We start from the raw sequence: 22,284 nt of genomic DNA on the forward strand, positions 1-22,284 counted from the left end.
CCGAAGCGAGGCAGAGGCTACCGAAAGAGCAGAAACCGAAAAAGGCCGCGGATGACGCGGCCTTTTTCAATTCCATGACGAAAGCTCACTTCTTGCGCGGGACCTTCGGAACCGTGGTGCCCTTTTTCGGGGCGTCACGGACCTCGGGCTCGGCCTGCGGGACCGTCTTGGCGCGGGTCTTGGGCGCCGCCTTGGTCTTCAGCTCGCCATCGCTTTCGCCGTCGGCATCGGGATGGACGACTTCGGCTTCCGGCTTCGGCTTGATCGGCGCCGTATCCGGGATGGCTTCCAGCACGATGCCAGGCTTGCCGTCTTCCTTCGGACCGACCGTGACGTTGACGACGCCGCCCTTCTTCAGCTTGCCGAAGAGGATTTCGTTGGCAAGCGGCTTCTTGATCGTATCCTGGATCACGCGGGCAAGCGGGCGGGCGCCCATCTTCTCGTCGTAACCCTTTTCCGAAAGCCAGGCGATCGCATCCTCATGCAGGTCGAAGGTGACGTTCCTTTCGGAAAGCTGGGCCTCCAGCTGCATGATGAACTTCTGCACGACCTTGTGGATGACGGCCGTCGGCAGTGCCGCGAAGGGAATGATCGCGTCGAGGCGGTTGCGGAATTCCGGCGTGAACAGGCGGGTCAGCGCCTCCTCGTCCTCGCCGGTGCGCTTGGACGAGCCGAAGCCAATCGCCGCCTTGGCCATTTCGGACGCGCCCGCATTCGTCGTCATGATCAGGATGACGTTGCGGAAGTCGATCTTCTTGCCGTTGTGGTCGGTCAGCGTGCCGTGGTCCATGACCTGCAGCAGGATATTGTAGATGTCGGGATGCGCCTTCTCGATTTCGTCGAGCAGGACCACACAATGCGGGTGCTGGTCGACGCCATCGGTCAAGAGACCGCCCTGGTCGAAGCCGACATAGCCGGGAGGTGCACCGAGCAGGCGCGACACCGTATGCCGCTCCATGTATTCCGACATGTCGAAGCGCAGCAGCTCGACGCCGAGTGACGATGCCAGTTGCTTTGCCACCTCGGTCTTACCGACGCCGGTCGGACCGGAGAAGACATAGGCGCCAATCGGCTTGTTCGGCTCGCGAAGGCCGGCGCGCGCGAGCTTGATCGAGGTCGACAGGGCTTCGATGGCAATATCCTGGCCGTAGACGACCGAACGCAGTTCCTGCTCGAGATTGGCAAGCACCGCTTCGTCATCCTTGGAGACGGTCTTCGGCGGAATGCGCGCCATCGTGGCAACCGTCGCCTCGATCTCCTTTTCGGTGATCAGCTTGCGGCGCTTCGACGGCGGCAGCAGCATCTGGGCAGCACCCGTCTCGTCGATCACATCGATTGCCTTGTCCGGCAGCTTGCGGTCGGAGATGTAACGGGCCGACAGTTCGACGGCCGACTTGATGGCGTCGTTGGAATAACGCAGGTGATGATATTCTTCGAAATAGGGCTTCAGGCCCTTCATGATCTCGATCGCATCGTCGATCGACGGCTCGCTGACGTCGATCTTCTGGAACCTGCGGACCAGCGCCCGGTCCTTTTCGAAGAACTGGCGATATTCCTTGTAGGTGGTCGAGCCGATGCAGCGGATCGCGCCCGACGACAGGGCCGGCTTCAAGAGGTTCGATGCATCCATCGCGCCGCCCGAGGTGGCGCCGGCGCCGATCACCGTGTGTATCTCGTCGATGAACAGCACCGCGCCCGGATATTCTTCCAGTTCCTTGACGACCTGCTTCAGGCGCTCCTCGAAATCGCCGCGGTAACGCGTGCCGGCGAGCAACGTGCCCATGTCGAGCGAGAAGATCGTCGCATCGGCCAGCGCTTCGGGAACCTTGCCTTCGACGATGCGCTTGGCAAGGCCTTCGGCGATCGCCGTCTTGCCGACGCCGGGATCACCGACATAGAGCGGATTGTTCTTCGAGCGGCGGCACAGGATCTGGATGGTGCGGCTCACCTCGGCGTGACGGCCGATCAGCGGGTCGATCTTGCCGCCCTTGGCCTTCTCGTTGAGATTGACGCAATAGGCCTTGAGCGCATCCTGCTGCTTCTTGGGGCCGCCCTCTTCCTCGCCGCCGCGCGCCGTCGGCTTGCTGCTTTCGGCTTCCTCCTCGGCGCCGCGCGGGGGGCGCGCTTCCGAAGCGCCCGGGCGCTTGCCGATGCCGTGGGAGATATAGTTGACGGCGTCGTAGCGGGTCATCTCCTGCTCCTGCAGGAAATAAGCGGCATGGCTTTCGCGCTCGGCGAAGATCGCGACGAGCACGTTGGCGCCGGTCACCTCTTCGCGGCCGGACGATTGCACATGGATGACGGCACGCTGGATCACACGCTGGAAGCCGGAGGTCGGCTTCGAATCCTCGTCATATCCGGTAATCAAATTGGAGAGTTCGTTATCGACATATTCGACGAGCGTCTTGCGCAGCGCGTCGAGATCGACGTTGCAGGCGCCCATAACCGCGGCCGCATCGGCATCGTCGATCAGGGCGAGCAGCAGATGCTCGAGCGTCGCATATTCATGATGCCGCTCGTTGGCAAAGGTCAGTGCCTGATGGAGCGCCTTCTCTAAACTAGGCGAAAATGTTGGCACGTTCAGATCCTCACTTCTTTTCCATGACGCATTGTAGCGGATGCTGGTGCTGCCGGGCGAAGTCCATCACCTGGCTGACCTTCGTTTCCGCCACCTCGTATGTGAATATTCCGCATTCGCCGACGCCGTGGTTATGGACATGGAGCATGATGCGGGTGGCACTTTCACGATCCTTTTGAAAAAAACGCTCCAGAATATGGATGACGAATTCCATGGGCGTGTAGTCGTCATTCAAAAGCAGCACGCGGTAGAGATTGGGCTTCTTGGTCTTCGGCTTGGTGCGTGTGATGACCGAGGTTCGATTTCCGTTCTCCCCGTTCCTATCGCTGTCGTTCTGCATCCGGATCGGCTTTGCGATCATTGTCATTCATTCCTCAAGCAATCCGGCGGAGCATGGGAGGGTGCTTTTCCCGCCGAATATCTGAAACACTAACTTAGTTCATAATAGGCCGATTTTAAGCCCCCTGTCAGTCACTGCAATCAAGAAATGGCCGGCATGCACGGGAAAGACCAAAAAAGTCCCCGGCGATCCCATTGGAGGTGTTGCAGCGAAAGTAGAAACAAAAAGACCGGCCACAGATGCGTAGCCGGTCCTTAAATTTCAATATGTAGCGCAGGTTGCGCCGTCGCAATCAATTCATGCAGCGGCTGGTGTGGAAGGCTGGGCCTGCCTGGGGGTCTTGGCAACGGCAGCGGCGATCGGCGCTTCATAGGGCTTGTAGGCGGATTTGGCGAGATCGGCATACATCTCGCCGAGCTTCGTCGTCTCGGAGACGAAGCCTTCGAAATAGGACTTGACGTAATTGGTCTGAAGTTCGAAAGCGGCCTCGAAGCTCTTGACGCCGGCCAGGGTTTCGAAATGCGTCACCGCGTCCTGAAAGGATTTCTTCGAATAGTCAGCGGCTTCGGCGGCGATCGCCTGAAAGCCCTTGGTCGTATCGGAATAGGTTCTCAGCGCCGTGTCGACGGCTTCCTTGCTCTTCCTGTTTGCATCGTCAAAGTTGAACATGACCGTCCTCCGTTGGGCTGTGGGATGGCGGCAGGGTAGCTGCAACGCACAAATAGTCAAGTAGTCTTGTGCGATGCAAAACATCCATGGGTTGTGCTGCGATTATAAAACAAAGGATGCGCGCCGGGGCACGTACGTCTTTAACTGATTTTGCTAATATATATCAGATCAGCGCAACCGGAGGCTTTAAATAAATTTTCGGGCCGAGCCCAGAAAACAAAAAAAACCGAACGGATCGCGCCGTTCGGTCCTTTGAAAGCGTTCGAGCGCGATCAGAGATCGACGTCGAGGATTGCCATCGAAAAGTTGTAGGAGCGGTCGCCGTCCTCGTCATCGATATAGACGACGCCCAGAAATTCTTCGCCGAGATAGACTTCCGCAGAATCATTCTTGCGCGGACGCGCCTTGACGACGATCTGCGGGTTGAGCATGCGTTTGAAATAGGCGTCGAGCTTCTTGATTTCTTCAGGCTTCACTCTGTCATCTCCGTAAACGGTCTTGATTGGCCGCTTCTTGCACAGGAAAAGCAGCGGTGTAAAGGCAAGGTTGCCACTTGGCAATTTCCGTCCCCACTTGGTGCCTGCCGACTTTTCCCAATCCTTTTCCGGCAGCCGATCAGATATCGGCGCCGATCACCTGGTCCATGTTGCGCGACGGCTCGGAACACCCGGCCTCACCGACGACCTTGGCCGGCACGCCGGCAACGGTCTTCTTCGGCGGCACCGCCTTCAAGACGACGGAGCCGGCAGCGATGCGTGAGCAGTAGCCGATCTCGATATTGCCGAGGATCTTCGCGCCGGCGCCGATCATGACGCCGCTGCCGATCTTCGGATGGCGGTCGGCCCCCTCTTTGCCGGTTCCGCCGAGCGTCACGTTATGCAGGATCGAGACATTGTCGCCGATCACAGCCGTCTCGCCGACGACGAGGCCGGTGGCGTGATCGAGGAAGATGCCCTTGCCGATACGGGCGGCCGGATTGATATCGGTCTGGAAGACGCTGGAGGAGCGGCTTTGCAGATAGAGCGCGAAATCTCGCCGGCCGCGGTTCAGCAGCCAATGGGCGAGACGATGCGTCTGCAGCGCATGGAAGCCCTTGAAATAGAGCACGGCTTCCATGAACCGCAGGCAGGCGGGATCGCGGTCGTAGATGGCTTGGATATCGACGCGCAGAATGGAGCTCCATTCCGGCCAATCGGAGAGCATTTCCTCGAAGGTCTGGCGAAGCAGGTTCGCCTGCATGTCGGGGTGATCGAGACGTTCGCAGATGCGATGGATGACGCATTCCTCGAGCGAATGGTAGTTGATCACCGTCGAGTAGAGGAAGGCGGCGAGAACCGGATCCCGTTCGGCGGCGAGCCGGGCTTCCTCGCGCAGGCTGTCCCAGATGGGATCCATCACCTTCAGCGGATGGCCTGTCTCAAAAGCACGAATGTCAGTCTTGGCGACCATCGCCGCTCTCCTCGTTGCCAATGGGAATGCCGTTTTCGGAATGCCAATATATAGTGGAAAACGCCAATAACATAAATGGGTGCCGTCGCCATGGTTTTTTAGCATGGGGTTTCGGCATCACGATGATGTCACCACCGATGTCACCCACTGGCGACTTTCGCGTAGAAGGCCAGCACCGCCTGCTTGAAAACCCTGTCGCCGACGGCGAGCATATGATCGCGGCCCGGAATATCGAGCGCCTCGGCATCGGGCATCAGCGCCGCCAGTTCCTGCGGCGAGCCGGCGATATCATCCTTGGTGCCGACGCCGATCAGCGCCGGCATGTCGAGCTTTCCCATATCCGAACGAGCGACGAGATCGCGCGAGCCGCGGATGCACTCGGCAAGGGCGACGCGGTCGCTCTTGGTCTGCTCGGCGAAGGCCCGGAACATCCGGCCACGCTCATGAGCGACGTCCTCAAGTGAAGGAGCAAGCAGGGCATCGGCGATCGGATCCCAGTCGCCGACGCCGTCTGTCATGCCGATACCGAGGCCGCCGAGCACCAGCGAACGGACGCGATGCGGATTGGCAAGGGCGGCAAAGACGGAAATGCGCGCACCCATCGAATAGCCCATGACATTGGCTTCCGGAATGCCGAGATGGTCCAGAAGAGCGATCGCATCGCCGGCCATCACCCATGGACGATAGGCCTCAGTGTCGTGCGGCTTGTCGCTTGCGCCGTGGCCGCGATTGTCGATGGCGATCACCCGGTAGCCGGCATCCCCCAGCGTCTTCAGCCAGCCCGGATGCACCCAGTTGACGTTTGCTGTCGAGGCAAAACCGTGGATCAACAGGACGGGCACGCCGGCCGGATCGCCCTCATCGAAGAAGGCGAGCTGCAATCCGTCATGGGTGAAGCTTGAAAATGCAGGCGTGTTCAGGTTCATCGGGTCTTCCTTTTGGCGCGACCATAGTCGAGCGGCCTGTCAGCGTGAAGCCAAAACTGCGGCTAAAAACAGTACCCACCGCGGCGCTTTGGCTCTACACATTTGCGGCAAAGGCTTATAAGGTCCGCGCAGATTTCAAGCATTCGGAGAGCGACATGGCCGGCCACAATATTCCCCACTTCCAGAACGATGGCGGTCACCGGGTTATCGAAGTCGGCGTCAAGGAATTCATGTGCACCGGCGCTTCGGCCCCTTTCGATCATCCGCACATCTTCATCGACATGGGCGACGACAACGAGAAGGTCTGTTCCTACTGCTCGACGCTCTATCGCTTCAATTCGGCGCTGAAGCCCAGCCAGACCAACCCGGCCGGCTGCGTTTTCCACGTGAAGGCGGCTTAACCCGCCGAGATCCGGATCGGACTGATAATGCCGGTCGCACATGCCGCCATCATCGGCGCCGGGATATCGGGGCTGACCGCTGCGCTTTCGCTTTCGCGCCGGGGCATCAGTTCCGACATCTTCGAGCAGGCGGGCGAACTCACCGACATCGGCGCCGGCTTGCAGGTTTCGCCCAACGCCTCCCGCATCCTTGCCGAACTCGGCATCCTTGAAGGACTGTCAAAGGTCTGGCTCGAACCGGAGACGATCCGGCTGATCTCGGGCAGTTCGCTGCGCCAGCTGGCGGCGGTACCGGCAGGCACATTCGCGCGGCAGCGCTGGGGCGCTCCCTATGGCGTCCTGCATCGCACGACGTTGCAGAAAGCGCTTCTGGCGGCGGTCGCGGCCGATCCGCTCTGCCGGCTTCGCCTTGGTATCAGGATGGAATCGGCGCTGCCGGATTTCGAGCGAGCGCCCGATGTCGTCATCGGCGCCGACGGCGTCTGGTCGAAGCTCCGGCAATTGGTTCCGGGCGGCCCCTCGCCCCGCTTTTCCGGCAATATCGCCTACCGCTTCACCATTGCCGCGGACGAAGCGCCTGGTTTCCTCGATCGCACAAGCGTTTGTGCTTTCCTCGGCGGGGCGGCGCATCTCGTCTGCTATCCTTTGAGGGAGACCGGCAGCTTCAACATGGTGGCGATCACCGCCGGCAATATCGCGCCGCAGGCCTGGCAAAGCGAACCGACGGCCGAGCAGCGCGCAGAGCTCAGGAAACGCTTTTCCGGCTGGAACGCGGCGATCGTCTCACTCTTCGAAGGACACCGGAAGCTGACATTCTGGCCGCTGTTCGAAACCACATCAGGCGCGTGGCAGGACGGCCGCAAGACGGTTCTGATCGGCGACGCCGCGCATGCGATGATGCCGTTTGCCGCCCAGGGCGCGGCGATGGCGATCGAAGACGCCTACGAACTTGCCGCCTTTCTTTCCAATCGTCCGGTGGCGGACGCCCTGGCACTGTTCGAAAGACATCGTGCGCCGCGCATTGCGAAACTTCGCCAGCGCGGCGCCTTCAACCGGTTCGCCTATCATGCAAAAGGGCCGATCCGGATCGGCCGTGATCTGGTGCTCGGCCTCAAGCCGCCGCAAAGCCTGGCGGCGGATCTCGACTGGGTTTACGGCTATCAGTCCGTGCGCCTGCCATAGAGCGCAGGGTCAGACGGCGCTTGCGGCCGCAAAACCCCGTTCGATATCGGCCTTGAGGTCAACCACATCCTCAATGCCGATCTGCAGGCGGATGACCGCACCATCGGTCGGGGCTTTGGCGACCTTGCGATCGGCGAGATAGGCGTGCAAGGCGAGGCTTTCAAAGCCGCCCCAGGAATAGCCGAGACCGAAAATCCTCAACGCGTCGAGGAAAGCATGCGCCTTTGCTCTGGACTTCTCGGGACCATCGGCGGCAAGCACGAAGGAAAAGATGCCGCTGGCGCCCTTGAAATCGCGCTTCCACAGATGGTGAGAGGGGAAACTCGGCAGGGCCGGATGCAGCACACGGGCGACATCCTCCCTGCCCTCCAGCCATTCCGCGATATCAAGCGCGCTTTCATAATGCCGCTCGAGGCGCAGGCCCATGGTGCGCAAGCCGCGCAGGATCTGATAGGCGTCATCGGGCGCGCCGCAGATGCCGAGCACGCCGTTCGCCTCCTTCAGCCGCTCCCAATGCTCGGCATTGGCCGACACCGTTCCGAGCAGGATATCCGAATGGCCGGACGGATATTTCGTCGAGGCATGGATGGAGATGTCGACGCCGTGATCGAGCGGCTTAAAATAGAGCGGCGTCGCCCAGGTATTGTCCATCATGACGACGGCGCCATGGCGGTGCGCCACTGCTGAGATCGCCGGGATATCCTGCATTTCGAAAGTATTGGAGCCGGGAGCCTCGGTGTGGACGAGCTTGGTATTGGGCCGGAACAGCGCCTCGATGCCGGCGCCGATCGATGGGTCATAATATTCGACCTCGACACCAAGACGCTTCAACATCGTGTCGCAGAAATGGCGCGTCGGGCCATAAACCGAATCGACGACGAGCGCATGATCGCCGGCAGCGACGAAACCCAGGAAGGGAATGGTGACGGCCGCAAGGCCGGAAGGCACCAGGATCGTGCCGGCCGAGCCTTCAAGTGCGTCGATCGCCTCGCAGAGCGCATCCGTCGTCGGCGTACCGCGCGTTCCGTAGGTGTATTTCTGCGCCCGCGTCTCCATCGTCCGCGCATTCGGAAACAACACCGTCGAGGCGTGCACGACCGGCGGATTGATAAAGCCGTGATAGTCGAAAGGATCATTGCCGATATGGGTCAGGCGGGTGTTGATGCCGGCATTCTTCAGCAAGCTGTCTTTGTCTTTCATGTCGGAAATAGCCTTTGGCAAAGGGGCACGAAAACCAGACTTTTGGACGCCCTGCCGTTTCCGGTCAACCCCTCGAAGAGCGGTTGCCGGCAACGCTGGAGAATGATGGAATTTCCGAATTTCGCGTTATTTTTCCGCAATCGGACGCCTATTTCCTAGCCAACCGCCCTCGAATGCGGCGCAATCTGCCAAAATTCTGAATTTTGCCGCAATTATTGATGGCGACACTTGACCATGGTGACATTTGCGACTGTGATAGGGCACTCGCGCCGGGAGGGTGTCGAGACAATGGGGGCGGCAGGTTTTTCCGCCGGAACTCCCCACAAGAAAATATAAGACAACGGAAAAGGTTGGGAAAAAATGAAGAACAAGCTTCTGTCCGCCGCTCTCGGCGCAGCAGTTTTCGCTCTTGGCACCTCGGCTGCCTCGGCCACGACACTCACGGACGTCAAGGCCAAGGGTTTCGTTCAGTGCGGCGTCAATACCGGACTTACCGGCTTTGCCGCACCTGACGCTTCCGGCAATTGGGCTGGCTTCGACGTCGACTTCTGCAAGGCCGTCGCTTCTGCCGTCTTCGGCGACCCCACCAAGGTCAAGTACACGCCGACAAACGCGAAGGAGCGCTTTACTGCTCTGCAGTCCGGCGAAATCGACGTTCTCTCGCGCAACACGACCTGGACGATCAATCGTGACACAGCGCTTGGCTTCAACTTCCGTCCTGTCACCTATTACGACGGTCAGGGCTTCATGGTACGAAAGAGCCTGAACGTGAAGTCGGCTCTCGAACTCTCCGGCGCCGCAATCTGCGTACAGTCGGGCACCACCACCGAACTGAACCTCGCCGATTACTTCAAGACGAACAATCTGCAGTACAATCCGGTCGTCTTCGAAAATCTTCCTGAGGTCAACGCGGCCTACGACGCCGGTCGTTGCGACGTTTACACGACCGACCAGTCCGGTCTCTATTCACTGCGTCTGACGCTCAAGAATCCCGACGAACACGTCATCCTTCCCGAGATCATCTCGAAGGAACCGCTTGGCCCGGCCGTCCGTCAGGGCGACGATCAGTGGTTCGACATCGTCTCCTGGACAGCTTATGCGCTCATCAATGCCGAAGAGTTCGGCATCACCCAGGCCAATGTCGACGAGATGAAGAACTCGCCGAACCCGGACATCAAGCGCTTCCTCGGCAGCGAGGCCGACACCAAGATCGGCACCGATCTCGGCCTGACCAATGATTGGGCCTACAACGTCGTCAAGGGCGTCGGCAATTATGGCGAAGTCTTCGAACGCAACATCGGTCAGGGTAGCCCGCTCAAGATCGCACGCGGCTTGAATGCTCTCTGGAACAAGGGCGGCATCCAGTACGCACCGCCGGTTCGCTAATCGAGCACTGGCATGAAATGCCGGGAAGGCGGCCAGCCGCCTTCCCACTTCCAAAAAGTTAAAAAGAAAGCCCGAAAACGGGCACAAGGGGATTGGCGCGGCATGACGCATGGGGCTGTGGATAGGACACCTTTGCATGACACCGGCTGGACTTTCCGGTCGGCAATGTACGACCCGAAATACCGGAGCATATTTTTCCAGGTTTTGACAATTATTGCCCTCGTGGCGTTTGTGTGGTGGGTGGCCCACAACACGGCGGTGAACCTTGCCCGCAGCAATACGGCATCGGGTTTCGGCTTTCTTCGCGGTCGCGCCGGTTTCGAAATCGGCCAGTCGTTGATCGGCTATTCAAGCGACTCGACTTATGCACGCGCACTTTTCGTCGGTATTCTGAATACTTTGCTGGTGGCGGTGACGGGTATCGTCACGGCGACCATCATCGGTTTCATTATCGGCATCGGCCGGCTGTCGCGGAACTGGCTGATTGCCAAGCTCTGCACGGTCTACGTCGAAATTTTCCGCAACATTCCGCCGCTGCTCGTCATCTTCTTTTGGTATCTCGGCGTTCTCTCCGTCCTGCCGCAGCCGCGCGAATCGGTAGGGCTGCCGTTCAGCATGTACCTCAACAACAGAGGACTAGCCTTCCCGAAGCCGATCTTCGAGACAGGCATGATCGCGGTCGGCATTGCCCTGGTGATTGCGATTGTCGCCACCATCATCATGGCGCGCTGGGCCCATAAACGGCAGGCTGCAACCGGACGGCCATTCCATACGGTATGGGCGTCGATCGCGCTGATTGTCGGCCTACCGATGCTGGTCTTCGTTGCCTCGGGCTTTCCGCTCACCTTCGACGTTCCCGTCGCCGGAAAGTTCAATCTGACGGGCGGCTCGGTTGTCGGCCCAGAATTCATATCGCTGTTTCTCGCCCTGTCCTTCTATACCGCCTCCTTCATCGCCGAGATCGTTCGCGGCGGCATTCGCGGGGTTCCAAAGGGACAATCCGAGGCAGCCGGCGCGCTGGGGCTGCATCCGTCGAGCGTGACGAGACTTGTCGTGGTGCCGCAGGCGTTGCGCATCATCATCCCGCCGCTGACGAGCCAATACCTGAACCTGACCAAGAATTCCTCCCTCGCCATCGCGATCGGTTTCTCGGATCTCGTTGCCGTCGGCGGCACAATCCTCAATCAGAGCGGTCAAGCGATCGAAATCGTGTGCATCTGGGGTATCGTCTATCTCAGCCTGAGCATTCTCACGTCGCTGTTCATGAATTGGTTCAATGCCAAGATGGCACTGGTGGAGAGATAAGATGTCGGTCGCCGATAAACCCTTCGTCAGAACGTCAATCCTTGCGGCCGAACCGCCCCCGCCCGGGGAAAGGGGAGCCGTTGCCTGGATACGCCGCAATCTCCTCGCCACCCCGAAAGACGTGATCCTGACCATCCTGGCTCTTGCGCTGATCGCATGGGCCGTACCGCATCTCGTCAACTGGCTGTTCATCCAGGCCGTATGGTCCGGGCCAGACCGCACATTCTGCGCGACGACGATCCAGGGCGGCATCCAGCCCGAGGGCTGGAGTGGCGCATGCTGGGCCTTCGTCAGTGCCAAGTACGATCAGTTTATCTTCGGCCGCTATCCGCTCGACGAGCGCTGGAGGCCGGCGATCGTCGGGATCCTGTTCATTGTGCTGCTGGTTCCGATGCTGATCCCTTCGGCGCCGCGCAAGGGCCTGAACGCCATTCTTCTGTTCGCCGTCCTGCCGATCATCGCCTTCTGGCTTCTTCACGGCGGCTTCGGCCTCGAAGTGGTGGAGACACCGCTCTGGGGCGGGTTGATGGTGACGCTCGTCCTGTCCTTTGTCGGTATTGCCGTTTCCTTGCCTTGCGGCATTCTGCTTGCACTGGGACGCCGCTCGAAGATGCCGGTCATCCGCATGCTCTGCGTTACCTTCATCGAGGTCATTCGAGGCGTTCCGCTGATCACCGTTCTGTTCATGGCAAGCGTGATGCTGCCGCTCTTCCTTCCCACAGGCTGGAACGTGGACAAACTCCTGCGCGCGCTGATCGGCGTTTCAATTTTCACGTCGGCCTATATGGCGGAAGTGATCCGCGGTGGCCTTCAGGCGATCCCGAAGGGACAGTTCGAGGGTGCCGATTCGCTCGGTCTCGGCTATTGGCAGAAGACCCGGCTGATCATCATGCCGCAGGCCATCAAGCTGGTGATCCCGAGCATCGTCAACACCTTCATCGGAACGTTCAAGGACACATCGCTGGTCACGATTATCGGCATGTTCGATCTGCTCGGTATCGTCAAGCTGAACTTCTCCGATGCCAACTGGGCAAGCGCCGTCACACCGATCACAGGTCTGATCTTCGCCGGGTTCATCTTCTGGCTGTTCTGCTTCGGCATGTCGCGCTATTCAGGCTTCATGGAACGCCATCTCGACACCGGCCACAAACGATAAGAATGAGGGAAAACAATCATGGCTGAAGCTCCAGCTAAAAAGCTCACCGTTTCCGCAACGGAAGTGGCAATCGAAATCATCAACATGAACAAGTGGTACGGCGATTTCCACGTGCTGCGCGACATCAATCTTAAGGTCATGCGCGGCGAGCGCATCGTCATTGCGGGGCCGTCTGGTTCCGGCAAGTCGACGATGATCCGCTGCATCAACCGCCTCGAAGAGCACCAGAAGGGCAACATCATCGTCGACGGCACCGAGCTCACCAACGATCTGAAGAAGATCGACGAGGTGCGCCGCGAGGTCGGCATGGTGTTCCAGCACTTCAACCTCTTCCCGCATCTGACGATCCTCGAAAACTGCACGCTGGCGCCGATCTGGGTGCGCAAGATGCCGAAGAAGCAGGCGGAAGAAATCGCCATGCACTTTCTGAAGCGCGTCAAGATCCCGGAGCAGGCCAACAAATATCCGGGGCAGCTTTCCGGCGGCCAGCAGCAGCGCGTGGCGATCGCCCGCTCGCTGTGCATGAACCCGAAGATCATGCTGTTTGACGAGCCGACCTCGGCGCTCGATCCCGAGATGATCAAGGAAGTGCTCGACACCATGGTGGGTCTTGCCGAGGAAGGCATGACCATGCTCTGCGTCACCCATGAAATGGGCTTTGCCCGCCAGGTCGCCAACCGCGTCATCTTCATGGACCAGGGCCAGATCGTCGAGCAGAATTCGCCGGCCGAGTTCTTCGACAATCCGCAGCACGAACGCACCAAGCTGTTCCTCAGCCAGATCCTGCATTAGGCTTGGGAGCTGAAGCTATTTAAAAGACCCGCCGCGCCTTCCGGCTCGGCGGGTCTTTTACGTTCAGCGCGAGGCTGACGCCTGCAGCAGGCTGCAGAGGCCGGCCAGACCGGAATCGGAGCCGCCTGAGGCCGAACCATCCGGGGAGGAGATATCAGCGCAACGGACAAGCATCTTGCGCTGCTCATTGACCGGCCTCGACCGGAAGTCGTCCAGGATGCGGGCCTGCGACGCGCTGAGGTTATTCTCAGCCGTGGATTCGCTGCTGCCGCCTGCCCTGCCGATGGCGAGATCGGCATCGACGCCGCTGCCGCGTCTGACCGAGACCGTGGCGTCGGTATCAAGCCCATCGGAGCCGCCGGTGCGTGCATTGGCATTGAGATCGGCATTGACGCTGCGCCCGCTGCCGAGCCTGGCACCGGCATTCGCGTCGAGACCATTGCCGCCACCGACCCCGGCATTGAGATCGGCATCGATGCCCTGCCCGCCGCCGGCATTGGCGGTCGCGTCGGCATTGACGCCGCTCGAACCGCCGACGGACGCATCGGCGCTGGCGCCGCTGCCGCCGCCAAATGATGCCCCGACGTCGGCGCTGGCGGCATTGCCTGCATTCACCGATATGCCGACGTCGATAGCGTGTGCATCGCTTGCCGGCGTGGCAAGCAGGGCGCAGGTGGATGCAAGCACCGCCAGCGATAGCCTATTATGGTTATGGGTCATGTTTTCCTCCGTTTCCATTCGCCGAGCGATCGGCAATCGAAAATCGAGGAACGCGCGTGCCTTCGATCGTCTGGACGCCTGCAACCTGCAGGACGCCCATGGCAAGGCAACGTGAAGGGATGACGAATGTTTCACGAGATGGCACGGCAAGTCGCCTCGACGGCGGGCAATGATCTTTCACGGTTATTGAAATACGAACTGCCAACCGCACTGTGCCGAAAGCGAACATGTCTTGCCTTGACTGGAGCGCCTGCCGAGTATTTCCCTCCCGGCCGCACCAGGAATCTTCTGTGCCGGCAAGCTGGACTCCTCACCATTGATTGAGACGACGAAAAAGAACTCGCTTCCGTCTGGATATATCAGCCAGGAAGCCCATGTTTCAGCATGTTCTTATCTAATGGAGCCGGAGGTTCAAGAATGGGCATTTTCGACAAGATCAAACATGCAATCTTCGGAGAAGCGAAAGCAGCCGAACCCGTTGCATCAGGCGCGCCGAAGACGCAGCCCGCCCAGGCTCCCGTCTCGCCGTCGGCAGCGCCCAGTCCCAGCCCTGCGGCCTCTCCCGCTCAGAGCAAGCCGGCCGCGGCCCCGTCCGCAGCCAACGTCGATATCGTCCCGATCCTCGACGCGGCCGTGAAAAAGAGCGGCCAGAAACTCGATTGGCGCCACTCGATCGTGGATTTGATGAAGGCCGTCGGGATGGATGCGAGCATGGCCGAGCGCAAGGAACTTGCCGCTGAACTCGGCTATACCGGCGACAGCGGTGATTCCGCCAAAATGAATATGTGGCTGCACAAGGCGCTGATGAAACGGCTTTCGGAAAATGGCGGCAAAGTACCGGCAGACCTCTTGGATTGATCGATGAGCGAGATCTGCCGGCGCTTCGCGATAGAGGCTCATCTGTCGCGGAAGCGTCGGCAATCCAGGGCACACGCCGATCGGATCCGAGGCCATCAGCCCCCTTGCCCGCAGGCATTGAAACCAATAACCTTCCGTTCGATTACTTCGTTAATCGATCACGGGAGAATGAAATCCAATGAGATTGATGGCAGTCGTTGGCGTTGCACTTAGCTTGGGCTGTATTTCGGCCGCGGAATCTCCTTCAAATTATCGATCCTACAGCGGCATCCGGGTCGATACCGATCCGGTCCTCCTGGCTCGATACGACAAGGCGCTCCGGTGGTGCGTGCCGGAGGCAGGCTCCTTGCGACGCGGCTCGCCGGATGCGCACAGCCTGCATTACAACGCGGCGCTTAGGAGCTGCCTCTACAGACGCGGCTTCGTCGATCGAGGCGTCTACGCCTACCCGATCCCCGAGGTCCACTTCGAGCATTTCCTGGATCGCTGAAAAAGAGCTGAAGCTCGCCACAGCGGGGGCGGATGTCATGGTGACCATTCCAAAATCCGGCTGTAGCGGCTGCGATTCATCCAGAATTTGAAGCAAGAGCGTTTCCACTCTCCGGCGAGATCCTTAGAATTTCGCGCGTGGTCTTTCGCGCGTCACACGAATCGAAATAGATATCAGAGGTTGATCATTGGGTAGCTAAGGGAACAAGATAATAATGCGCGCTCGTATTGTAACAGTAATGATTGCCATGGGACTACTGACCGCCTGCGTGCCAACGCGTCAGGATTATGATACGTACGTGACTTTGCTGCAGGGCAGCTCAAGAGCAAGAAATGAAGTAATTAAAGATTGTGCAACGGGATTTGATGCAAATGGCCGCCGCGGCGCGGGTCTCGTGACAAACGTTTCGGACAAGGACGCTCCGAGGGTTGCATGCGAGCGATTTGTTGCAGCGCTGGTTTCTGGCCGCATTACCTATGACGATGTCGTCAACGTCAGACAACGCCGCTTTACTCCGAAGATCATCAAGATTTTCCAAGGCCGTTAAAACAGGATCGCTCGTCGGCTTGCGGTCTCGTACTTGCAAGTCGTCGGCGACCCGTTCGGCACGCGGTTGTCATTCATCCCTTGGGTTCGCTTCGCTACCGTTGTAGGTCGTAGCAACCACAGTCCCGGCAAAGCCGATGCTCTCGAAGACGGCTGCCATTGCATTCTTGTCGGATAGTATGGTCGTTGCAATCGACCAGTAGGCGGATCTGGTTCACCCCCGCTCGAGTGAGCGGTAGGCGCGGTTCTTTGCGGCATGCCTGCAGCAGCGTTCCGAGTTCCTGGATCGCTGGATCGCTGGATCGGGCTTAGAAAACGAGAGCATTGCCCTGTCGCCGATCGGTTTGATCGGGGCTCATTTGTGAAGTTCGAGGTGCAGGTGATTCGACGATCTTGCCCCCTTATCATCTCGATCAGTGCCAATTTTTAGGGCGAATCTGCCCAAAAATTGCTGAATTCAGAAAAAAATGTCGATTCCGCCTTTGGCAATAGCAATCCAGTCACGCCACCAGGTTTTCCTAATGTTTTCAATAGATGCATTTCGCTATAGTTGCAGAAAGAATAATTCGCGAAATGCGAGACATTAATACTGCCCCAATTTAGGCGACTCGAAATTCTACAAATATTTCAAAACGTAACATCGAAGTGATTGGGATATTGTGGCAGCAATATGGCTATTATTCTCAAGTACTTACCGTCGCGTTGCTGTTGCGCCCTCCGGAATGTCGCCCTATAACCCCCCGCCGTAAGACATGATTAACCTAAAATATTAACGGGCAGGGGTTGAGGAACAAGACCATGACAACATACTACGTAGCGACAACTGGCAGCGACAGCGGAAACGGCAGTGCCTCCTCTCCTTTCCGCACGATCAGCGACGCGATGGCATCGAACCTTAAGCCCGGCGACGAGGTCGTGGTGAAGGCGGGGACCTACAACGAGAGCATTAACATCGACAAGGGCGGCTCGGCGGCGGGCGACATCACGCTGCGCTCGGAAGTGCCCGGCGCAGCACTGATCCGGCCGCCCGCGGGCTCGTGGAACGCGATCAGCGTCAACGCCAACCACGTGGTCATCGACGGCTTTGACATCGGCGGCGCCACAGGCGACGGCATCGAAGCGAACAGTGTCCACCACATCCAGATCCTCAACAACACGGTCCACGGCAGCGGGGAGTCGGGCATTCAGTTCAACCAATCGGACTTCATCCGCATCGAAGGGAACGAGACCTATAATAACGCGTCGTCGGGCTGGTTCTCGGGCATCTCGATCTACCAGAACCGGAACATCACCGGCGATACCTCGACAGACGGTTACCGAACGATCGTGCGCAACAACGTCTCGCACGACAACGTCACGAAGTCGGGTGCGCACACCGATGGCAACGGCATCATCATCGACGATTTCCAGAGCACGCAAACGAGCGGTTATCCGAACTACACGTATAAGACCCTGGTCGATAACAACCTCGTGTACGGGAACGGCGGCAAGGGCGTCCAGGTGACCTGGAGCGACTCCGTCACGGTGTCGAACAATACCGCATACCACAACAATCAGGACCCGCAGAACACCGGCACCTGGCGCGGCGAGCTCAGCAACTCGGCGTCGAGCAACAACACCTGGGTCAACAACATCGCTGTAGCGGACCCATCGCTGAACAAGAACAATACTGCGATCGATAACACGTCGACCGACAGCTACTCCAACAAAAACGTCGTCTGGGCCAATAACGTTACCTACAACGGCACGGCCGGCCAGGCCTCGGTCAAGACCGACGGCGGCAACGCGATGCCGAGCGCGGCGGACGGTAACAAGCTCGGTGTTGACCCGAAATTCGCGGGGGCAGCGAGCGACAACTTCCACCTCGGCTCCGGCTCGTCGGCGATCGACGGCGGAACCAGCAAGTACGGCGTCGGCTCCATCGATCTGGACGGCCACGCCCGCGTCGTTGGAACTGTCGATATAGGCGCCTACGAATCGGGCTCCAGCTCAACGCCAACCACGCCGACACAGCCGACAACACCAACCACGCCGACGCAACCGACAACACCAACCACGCCCACGCAACCGACAACGCCAACCGCGCCGACGAAGGAAATCGTCGGCACCAGCGGCAACGACATCCTGCCACACACCGGTCAGCCCAATGGCGGCAACGAAACCTTCAAGGGTCTCGGCGGCAGTGACGTGTTGAAGGGCGGGGCCGGCGCAGACGTGCTCGACGGCGGTGATGGCAACGACACGGCCAGCTATGCGGGCTCCGGCGCGGTCAACGTCAACTTGGCGACTAAGGCCGCATCGGGCGGCCAGGCCACCGGTGACAAGATCGTCGGCATCGAAAACCTGACTGGCTCCAGCTACAACGACGTGCTAACCGGCGGCAATAACGGCAGCAACGTTCTCCATGGCGGGGCTGGCGCGGACAAGCTGGACGGCGGCGCCGGCGCGGACAGGCTCGACGGCGGTAGTGACAGCGACACGGCCACCTATGGGGTCTCCTCCGGGGCGGTCAACGTCAACCTGGCAACTGGGGTCGCATCGGGCGGGTATGCCACCGGTGACAAGTTCATCAGCATCGAAAACTTGATTGGCTCCAGCTACAACGACGTGCTGACCGGCAATAGCGGCAGCAATATTCTCCAAGGCGGGGCCGGAAAGGACATCATGACCGGTGGCGCCAGCTCGGATACGTTTGCCTTCAAGTCACCGGCAGAAATGGGGTCTGGCTCGAACCGCGACGTCATCACCGACTTCCAGAAAGGCGTCGATAAGATGGACTTCTCGGCGATAGATGCGAATGGCTCTGCGCAGGGTGATGGAGCATTCCATTTCCTGGCGCAGGAGAACGCCTCTTTCGACCACAAGGCTGGCGCGCTCACCTGGCACTATGAAGACAAGGCTGGATCAGCGAGCGATGCTACCGTTATCCAGGGCGACCTGAACGGCGACGGCGTTCAGGACTTCCAGGTTCAGCTGAAGGGCCTGGTCCACCTGGGGGCAGGCGATTTTCTCCTGTAATCATACCTGTTGCGGCGATCGTCCGATCGCCGCAACAACCGTGCTGACAAAATCCGAGCGCCGGTCAGGCGCTCGGATTCTGTGCATTTGTAGAACGGAAGAGTGCTGGTGACCGAGGTGGACCTCGCTCTTCGTGTTGCGAGATCAGTTCGGACAACAATTCCGCACCGGTCTAATGCATGTCGCCCGGAAGTGTGCAGCGCTTCCGGGATAACGACATGCGCAAGAACAAAGAGCTAAAGCGCGTCGCATCAATCAAGTTTGATGCGGCGCGCTTTAGCGATCTGTCCTCGATTTCGAGAAGCAGTTGGCCGGACGCACGCCCGACAATGCGAGCCATGATGCGGCTGTCAAAGATGCAAGATATCGGGATATTGAATGGTCGGAGTGGAGAGATTCGAACTCCCGACCCTCTGGTCCCAAACCAGATGCGCTACCAGACTGCGCTACACTCCGTGCCGTGGGCGGGGAGATACACGGTTCACTTCGCCGTCGCAACCCATAATCCAGCTCCGGCCGAAGAATCCCGCCTGATATGTCGATGCATATAGAAAAATCGGGATGGCGCGCCTCTGCGCTGCCTGATGCAACTGGGCGTCAGGAGAGGGCTGCCTCAGCCGCGTTCGAGCAGGCCGATATATTGGGCGTAGCTAATGGCAACGTAGAAGAAAGCCGTGATGCCGGCCCCGATCACAATGGCATTGAACTCCGCCGAACGTCTCATCATGCGTGCAAATCCACTGAAATTGACTGAGCCGTAAATAGTCCCGAGGGCTGGCCGCGGCAATCAGGTTGTGATCACAACATGAGACGATCGGTAATATTGCGCAACCGGCCTGTCTGCCGCGGTCTTGTTTCCGCAGCCTCATACGCCGCGTTTTTTCTTGAAAAGGGGGGGAATCGCGGATAAGCAAAATTCATCTCTTCGCGCTATCTCTGGCGATGAAGAAAGAGCCCCGGCAATGGGGTGAGACCATCACAGGCGGGCGCTGCCCGCAAAGTCGGAGACGCGCAGTCATGTCTGCCAAGATCTATCGTCCAGCCAAGACCGCCATGCAGTCCGGCAAGGCCAAGACCCATCTCTGGGTGCTTGAATTCGATCAGGAGTCGCCGCGCAAGATCGATCCGATGATGGGTTATACCTCCTCCGGCGATACGCGCCAGCAGGTGAAGCTCACCTTCGAAACGCAGGAACTGGCCGAAGCCTATGCCCAGCGCAACGGCATCGAATACAGGGTCATTGCGCCCAAGGATCCGGTCCGCCAAGTTGTCGCCTATCCGGATAATTTCCGCTATACCCGCACACAGCCCTGGACGCATTGAGATTTCTCGTCCAGAACTGCCGCATCGGTCGCGCTCCCTGAACGCGGCCGCCGGACGGCCCCTTAGCTCAGCTGGATAGAGCACCTGCCTTCTAAGCAGGTTGTCGCAGGTTCGATTCCTGCAGGGGTCGCCACACATTCAATGACTTGAAACCGCCCTGTGACCAGCCCGAAGGGGCCTGCTCTCTAAGTTCGTCGACGATCAGCAGCTTGCGGCCCGTCACTTCGCCTTCTTCGTCGTCGTAGCGCTGACGATCCTGTCGCCCGGCTTGATTCCCAATTTGCTGACGATGCCGGCATTGAGTTCGACGACGTATTTCACCTTGCCCATCGAATCGATGATATCGCGCGAATAAGGCACCGCCTTTTCCTTGATGTGGCGGATGATGCCGGTGTCGTCGGCAAACAGCATGTCGAGCGGCAGGATGGTGTTTTCCATCCACATGGTGACGCGCCGCGGTTCGTCGAAATCGAAGATCATGCCGGCGTCATCGGCCATCGCCTTGCGAAACATCAGCCCGTAGGCGCGCTGATCGGGGGTCGAGGCGATCTCGACAGTGAAATGCAGCACCTTGCCCGCGGCCGTCTGGATGAGCAGCGGCTCCTTGTCGAAGCGGATCGGCTCCTGGCCGAAAGCCGGCAGGGCGGCCATGAAAAAAAGCGCCAGGATGGCGCTTTTGATCGCATGAAGAAGAACCAGCTCACGCATATCAATGCGACCGGCTGGCCGGGCTCGGAATGTCGGGATGGATTTCCGCTGCCATCAGGCCCTTCTCGCCGTCGCCGAAGCGGACGAGCACCACCTGGCCGGGGCGCAGTTCCGTCAGGCCGAAACGGCGGAGCGTTTCCATGTGTACGAAGATGTCTTCCGTGCCCTCGCCGCGCGTCAGGAAGCCGAAGCCCTTGGTGCGGTTGAACCACTTGACGAGCGCACGCTCGAGGCCGCTCGTCGCGGTGACCTGCACATGTGTGCGCACAGGCGGGAGCTGCGAGGGATGAACCGCAGTCGACTGATCCATCGAAAGAATCTTGAAAGCCTGGTAGCCACGTTCGCGGCGCTGAATGAGGGCGACGATGCGCGTTCCCTCGAGGATCGTCTGGTAACCGTCGCGGCGCAGGCAGGTCACGTGCAGGAGAACATCCTGCATGCCGTTGTCGGGCACGATGAAGCCGAAACCCTTGGCAACGTCGAACCACTTGACGACGCCAGTGATTTCAACAAGATCGACCGCCTCTGCCGATAGCTCGTCAAGGTCGGAGTATTCGTTCGATGAAATCCTGTCAGCCATTTGTCGCCAGCCCCTCGAATACGCGTCACACTGTTACGGTTAACTGATTCTTGAAATCAAGATTAACATCTTGGTAACGGATAAGCGCAAGTCCTAGTTTTCGGTTATTCCCAACTGCACATTTTATATCGATGACTTGCCCGAGGCTGACCTCAGCTCGCCGAAAAAGCCAGACCCAATAAAGGAGTAGATAGAATGCGTTATCTCCATACAATGGTTCGGGTCAAAGACCTGGACGCTTCACTCGCCTTTTACACCACGCTGTTCGGGCTGGAGGAGATTCGCCGCCACGAAAACGAGAAGGGCCGCTTCACCCTGGTTTTCCTGGCCGCTCGCGACGATCTCGACCGTGCGCGCAGCGAAAAGGCTCCCTGCCTCGAACTTACCTATAACTGGGACACGGAAGATTATAGCGGAGGACGCAATTTCGGCCACCTCGCCTATGAGGTCGACGATATTTACGCGACCTGCCAGAATCTGATGGACAACGGCATCACCATCAACCGGCCGCCGCGCGACGGCAACATGGCCTTCGTGCGCTCGCCCGACGGCATCTCGATCGAAATTCTGCAGAAAGGCAGCCCGCTTGCCGCCGCCGAACCCTGGGCCTCGATGGGCAATACCGGCGCCTGGTAAGGCTTTTCGCCGCAAGGCTTT

At 59.2% G+C, this 22,284-nt stretch carries 22 protein-coding genes and 2 tRNA genes; 13 read left to right on the forward strand and 11 right to left on the reverse strand.

Going from position 1 to position 22,284, the window contains the following annotated elements; translation table 11 throughout:
* Positions 1-85 precede the first annotated feature (85 nt).
* From clpA to AF337_RS31390, 6 genes are all read right to left on the reverse strand, one after another.
* Entirely contained in the window at positions 86-2,578 is a 2,493-nt protein-coding gene (gene clpA, locus AF337_RS31365) for an ATP-dependent Clp protease ATP-binding subunit ClpA (RefSeq protein ID WP_049735224.1), read from the reverse strand.
* 10 nt (positions 2,579-2,588) lie between these two features.
* A complete protein-coding gene (gene clpS, locus AF337_RS31370; RefSeq protein WP_003586692.1) occupies positions 2,589-2,939 on the reverse strand; it encodes an ATP-dependent Clp protease adapter ClpS in 351 nt (116 codons plus the stop codon).
* A gap of 276 nt (positions 2,940-3,215) precedes the next feature.
* Complete coding sequence (locus AF337_RS31375) at positions 3,216-3,587, reverse strand: phasin family protein (protein WP_049735225.1); 372 nt, start codon at positions 3,585-3,587, stop codon at positions 3,216-3,218.
* Positions 3,588-3,859: 272 nt separating this feature from the next.
* Complete coding sequence (locus AF337_RS31380; RefSeq protein ID WP_037094675.1) at positions 3,860-4,063, reverse strand: DUF3126 family protein; 204 nt, start codon at positions 4,061-4,063, stop codon at positions 3,860-3,862.
* A gap of 139 nt (positions 4,064-4,202) precedes the next feature.
* Positions 4,203-5,036 (reverse strand): serine O-acetyltransferase, encoded by an 834-nt coding sequence (gene cysE / locus AF337_RS31385; protein ID WP_012557537.1) that lies wholly within the window; start codon positions 5,034-5,036, stop codon positions 4,203-4,205.
* Positions 5,037-5,176: 140 nt separating this feature from the next.
* Positions 5,177-5,962, reverse strand: a complete 786-nt coding sequence (locus tag AF337_RS31390) for an alpha/beta fold hydrolase (RefSeq protein WP_049735226.1) — start codon at positions 5,960-5,962, stop codon at positions 5,177-5,179.
* A 155-nt stretch (positions 5,963-6,117) separates the two neighbouring features.
* Between AF337_RS31390 and AF337_RS31395 the strand changes: the two genes are divergently transcribed.
* Both AF337_RS31395 and AF337_RS31400 read left to right on the forward strand, forming a co-directional pair.
* Entirely contained in the window at positions 6,118-6,363 is a 246-nt protein-coding gene (locus AF337_RS31395) for a zinc-finger domain-containing protein (protein ID WP_003539274.1), read from the forward strand.
* Positions 6,364-6,390: 27 nt separating this feature from the next.
* Positions 6,391-7,545 carry an FAD-dependent monooxygenase gene (locus AF337_RS31400; RefSeq protein WP_049735227.1) on the forward strand — a complete coding sequence of 385 codons (1,155 nt, stop codon included), beginning with the start codon at positions 6,391-6,393 and terminating at the stop codon, positions 7,543-7,545.
* Between the two features lie 9 nt (positions 7,546-7,554).
* Here the strand turns inward: AF337_RS31400 and AF337_RS31405 are convergent, their stop codons facing one another.
* Positions 7,555-8,745, reverse strand: a complete 1,191-nt coding sequence (locus AF337_RS31405) for a cystathionine beta-lyase (protein ID WP_049735228.1) — start codon at positions 8,743-8,745, stop codon at positions 7,555-7,557.
* A gap of 360 nt (positions 8,746-9,105) precedes the next feature.
* On the opposite strand from AF337_RS31405, the gene AF337_RS31410 reads away from it, so the two are divergent.
* The 4 genes from AF337_RS31410 to AF337_RS31425 all read left to right on the forward strand — a co-directional run bounded on the left by AF337_RS31410 (position 9,106) and on the right by AF337_RS31425 (position 13,384).
* Positions 9,106-10,131 (forward strand): amino acid ABC transporter substrate-binding protein, encoded by a 1,026-nt coding sequence (locus tag AF337_RS31410; RefSeq protein ID WP_049735229.1) that lies wholly within the window; start codon positions 9,106-9,108, stop codon positions 10,129-10,131.
* A 102-nt stretch (positions 10,132-10,233) separates the two neighbouring features.
* Positions 10,234-11,436, forward strand: coding sequence for an amino acid ABC transporter permease (locus AF337_RS31415; RefSeq protein WP_049735230.1), 1,203 nt, complete (start codon positions 10,234-10,236; stop codon positions 11,434-11,436).
* Between the two features lies 1 nt (position 11,437).
* Positions 11,438-12,592 carry an amino acid ABC transporter permease gene (locus tag AF337_RS31420; protein ID WP_049735231.1) on the forward strand — a complete coding sequence of 385 codons (1,155 nt, stop codon included), beginning with the start codon at positions 11,438-11,440 and terminating at the stop codon, positions 12,590-12,592.
* An 18-nt stretch (positions 12,593-12,610) separates the two neighbouring features.
* Entirely contained in the window at positions 12,611-13,384 is a 774-nt protein-coding gene (locus AF337_RS31425; protein WP_049735232.1) for an amino acid ABC transporter ATP-binding protein, read from the forward strand.
* A gap of 63 nt (positions 13,385-13,447) precedes the next feature.
* Here the strand turns inward: AF337_RS31425 and AF337_RS31430 are convergent, their stop codons facing one another.
* The gene (locus AF337_RS31430; RefSeq protein WP_049735233.1) at positions 13,448-14,104 is read right to left on the reverse strand and encodes a hypothetical protein; all 657 of its coding nucleotides are present in this window, start codon (positions 14,102-14,104) and stop codon (positions 13,448-13,450) included.
* Positions 14,105-14,521: 417 nt separating this feature from the next.
* Between AF337_RS31430 and AF337_RS31435 the strand changes: the two genes are divergently transcribed.
* The 4 genes from AF337_RS31435 to AF337_RS31450 all read left to right on the forward strand — a co-directional run bounded on the left by AF337_RS31435 (position 14,522) and on the right by AF337_RS31450 (position 19,016).
* Positions 14,522-14,962 (forward strand): DUF3597 domain-containing protein, encoded by a 441-nt coding sequence (locus AF337_RS31435; RefSeq protein WP_049735234.1) that lies wholly within the window; start codon positions 14,522-14,524, stop codon positions 14,960-14,962.
* A 178-nt stretch (positions 14,963-15,140) separates the two neighbouring features.
* On the forward strand, positions 15,141-15,452 hold the full coding sequence (locus AF337_RS41105; protein ID WP_082336893.1) for a hypothetical protein: 312 nt from the start codon (positions 15,141-15,143) through the stop codon (positions 15,450-15,452).
* Between the two features lie 214 nt (positions 15,453-15,666).
* The gene (locus tag AF337_RS31445) at positions 15,667-15,999 is read left to right on the forward strand and encodes a hypothetical protein (protein WP_049735236.1); all 333 of its coding nucleotides are present in this window, start codon (positions 15,667-15,669) and stop codon (positions 15,997-15,999) included.
* A gap of 797 nt (positions 16,000-16,796) precedes the next feature.
* Positions 16,797-19,016 carry a choice-of-anchor Q domain-containing protein gene (locus tag AF337_RS31450; protein ID WP_049735237.1) on the forward strand — a complete coding sequence of 740 codons (2,220 nt, stop codon included), beginning with the start codon at positions 16,797-16,799 and terminating at the stop codon, positions 19,014-19,016.
* A 379-nt stretch (positions 19,017-19,395) separates the two neighbouring features.
* Here AF337_RS31450 and AF337_RS31455 read toward each other — a convergent pair.
* A tRNA-Pro gene (locus tag AF337_RS31455) sits at positions 19,396-19,472 on the reverse strand.
* 561 nt (positions 19,473-20,033) lie between these two features.
* On the opposite strand from AF337_RS31455, the gene AF337_RS31460 reads away from it, so the two are divergent.
* Both AF337_RS31460 and AF337_RS31465 read left to right on the forward strand, forming a co-directional pair.
* Positions 20,034-20,339 carry an ETC complex I subunit gene (locus tag AF337_RS31460; RefSeq protein ID WP_003573430.1) on the forward strand — a complete coding sequence of 102 codons (306 nt, stop codon included), beginning with the start codon at positions 20,034-20,036 and terminating at the stop codon, positions 20,337-20,339.
* Positions 20,340-20,395: 56 nt separating this feature from the next.
* A tRNA-Arg gene (locus AF337_RS31465) sits at positions 20,396-20,472 on the forward strand.
* An 86-nt stretch (positions 20,473-20,558) separates the two neighbouring features.
* Here the strand turns inward: AF337_RS31465 and AF337_RS31470 are convergent.
* Both AF337_RS31470 and AF337_RS31475 read right to left on the reverse strand, forming a co-directional pair.
* Positions 20,559-21,047 (reverse strand): DUF192 domain-containing protein, encoded by a 489-nt coding sequence (locus tag AF337_RS31470; protein WP_049735238.1) that lies wholly within the window; start codon positions 21,045-21,047, stop codon positions 20,559-20,561.
* A gap of 1 nt (position 21,048) precedes the next feature.
* A complete protein-coding gene (locus tag AF337_RS31475) occupies positions 21,049-21,627 on the reverse strand; it encodes a cold-shock protein (protein ID WP_003573434.1) in 579 nt (192 codons plus the stop codon).
* Between the two features lie 195 nt (positions 21,628-21,822).
* Here AF337_RS31475 and gloA point away from each other — a divergent pair, with 195 nt between their 5' ends.
* On the forward strand, positions 21,823-22,263 hold the full coding sequence (gloA, locus tag AF337_RS31480) for a lactoylglutathione lyase (protein WP_003573436.1): 441 nt from the start codon (positions 21,823-21,825) through the stop codon (positions 22,261-22,263).
* Positions 22,264-22,284 lie beyond the last annotated feature (21 nt).

Source organism: Rhizobium ecuadorense, assembly GCF_001187535.1.
Taxonomy (GTDB): Bacteria; Pseudomonadota; Alphaproteobacteria; order Rhizobiales; family Rhizobiaceae; genus Rhizobium; species Rhizobium ecuadorense.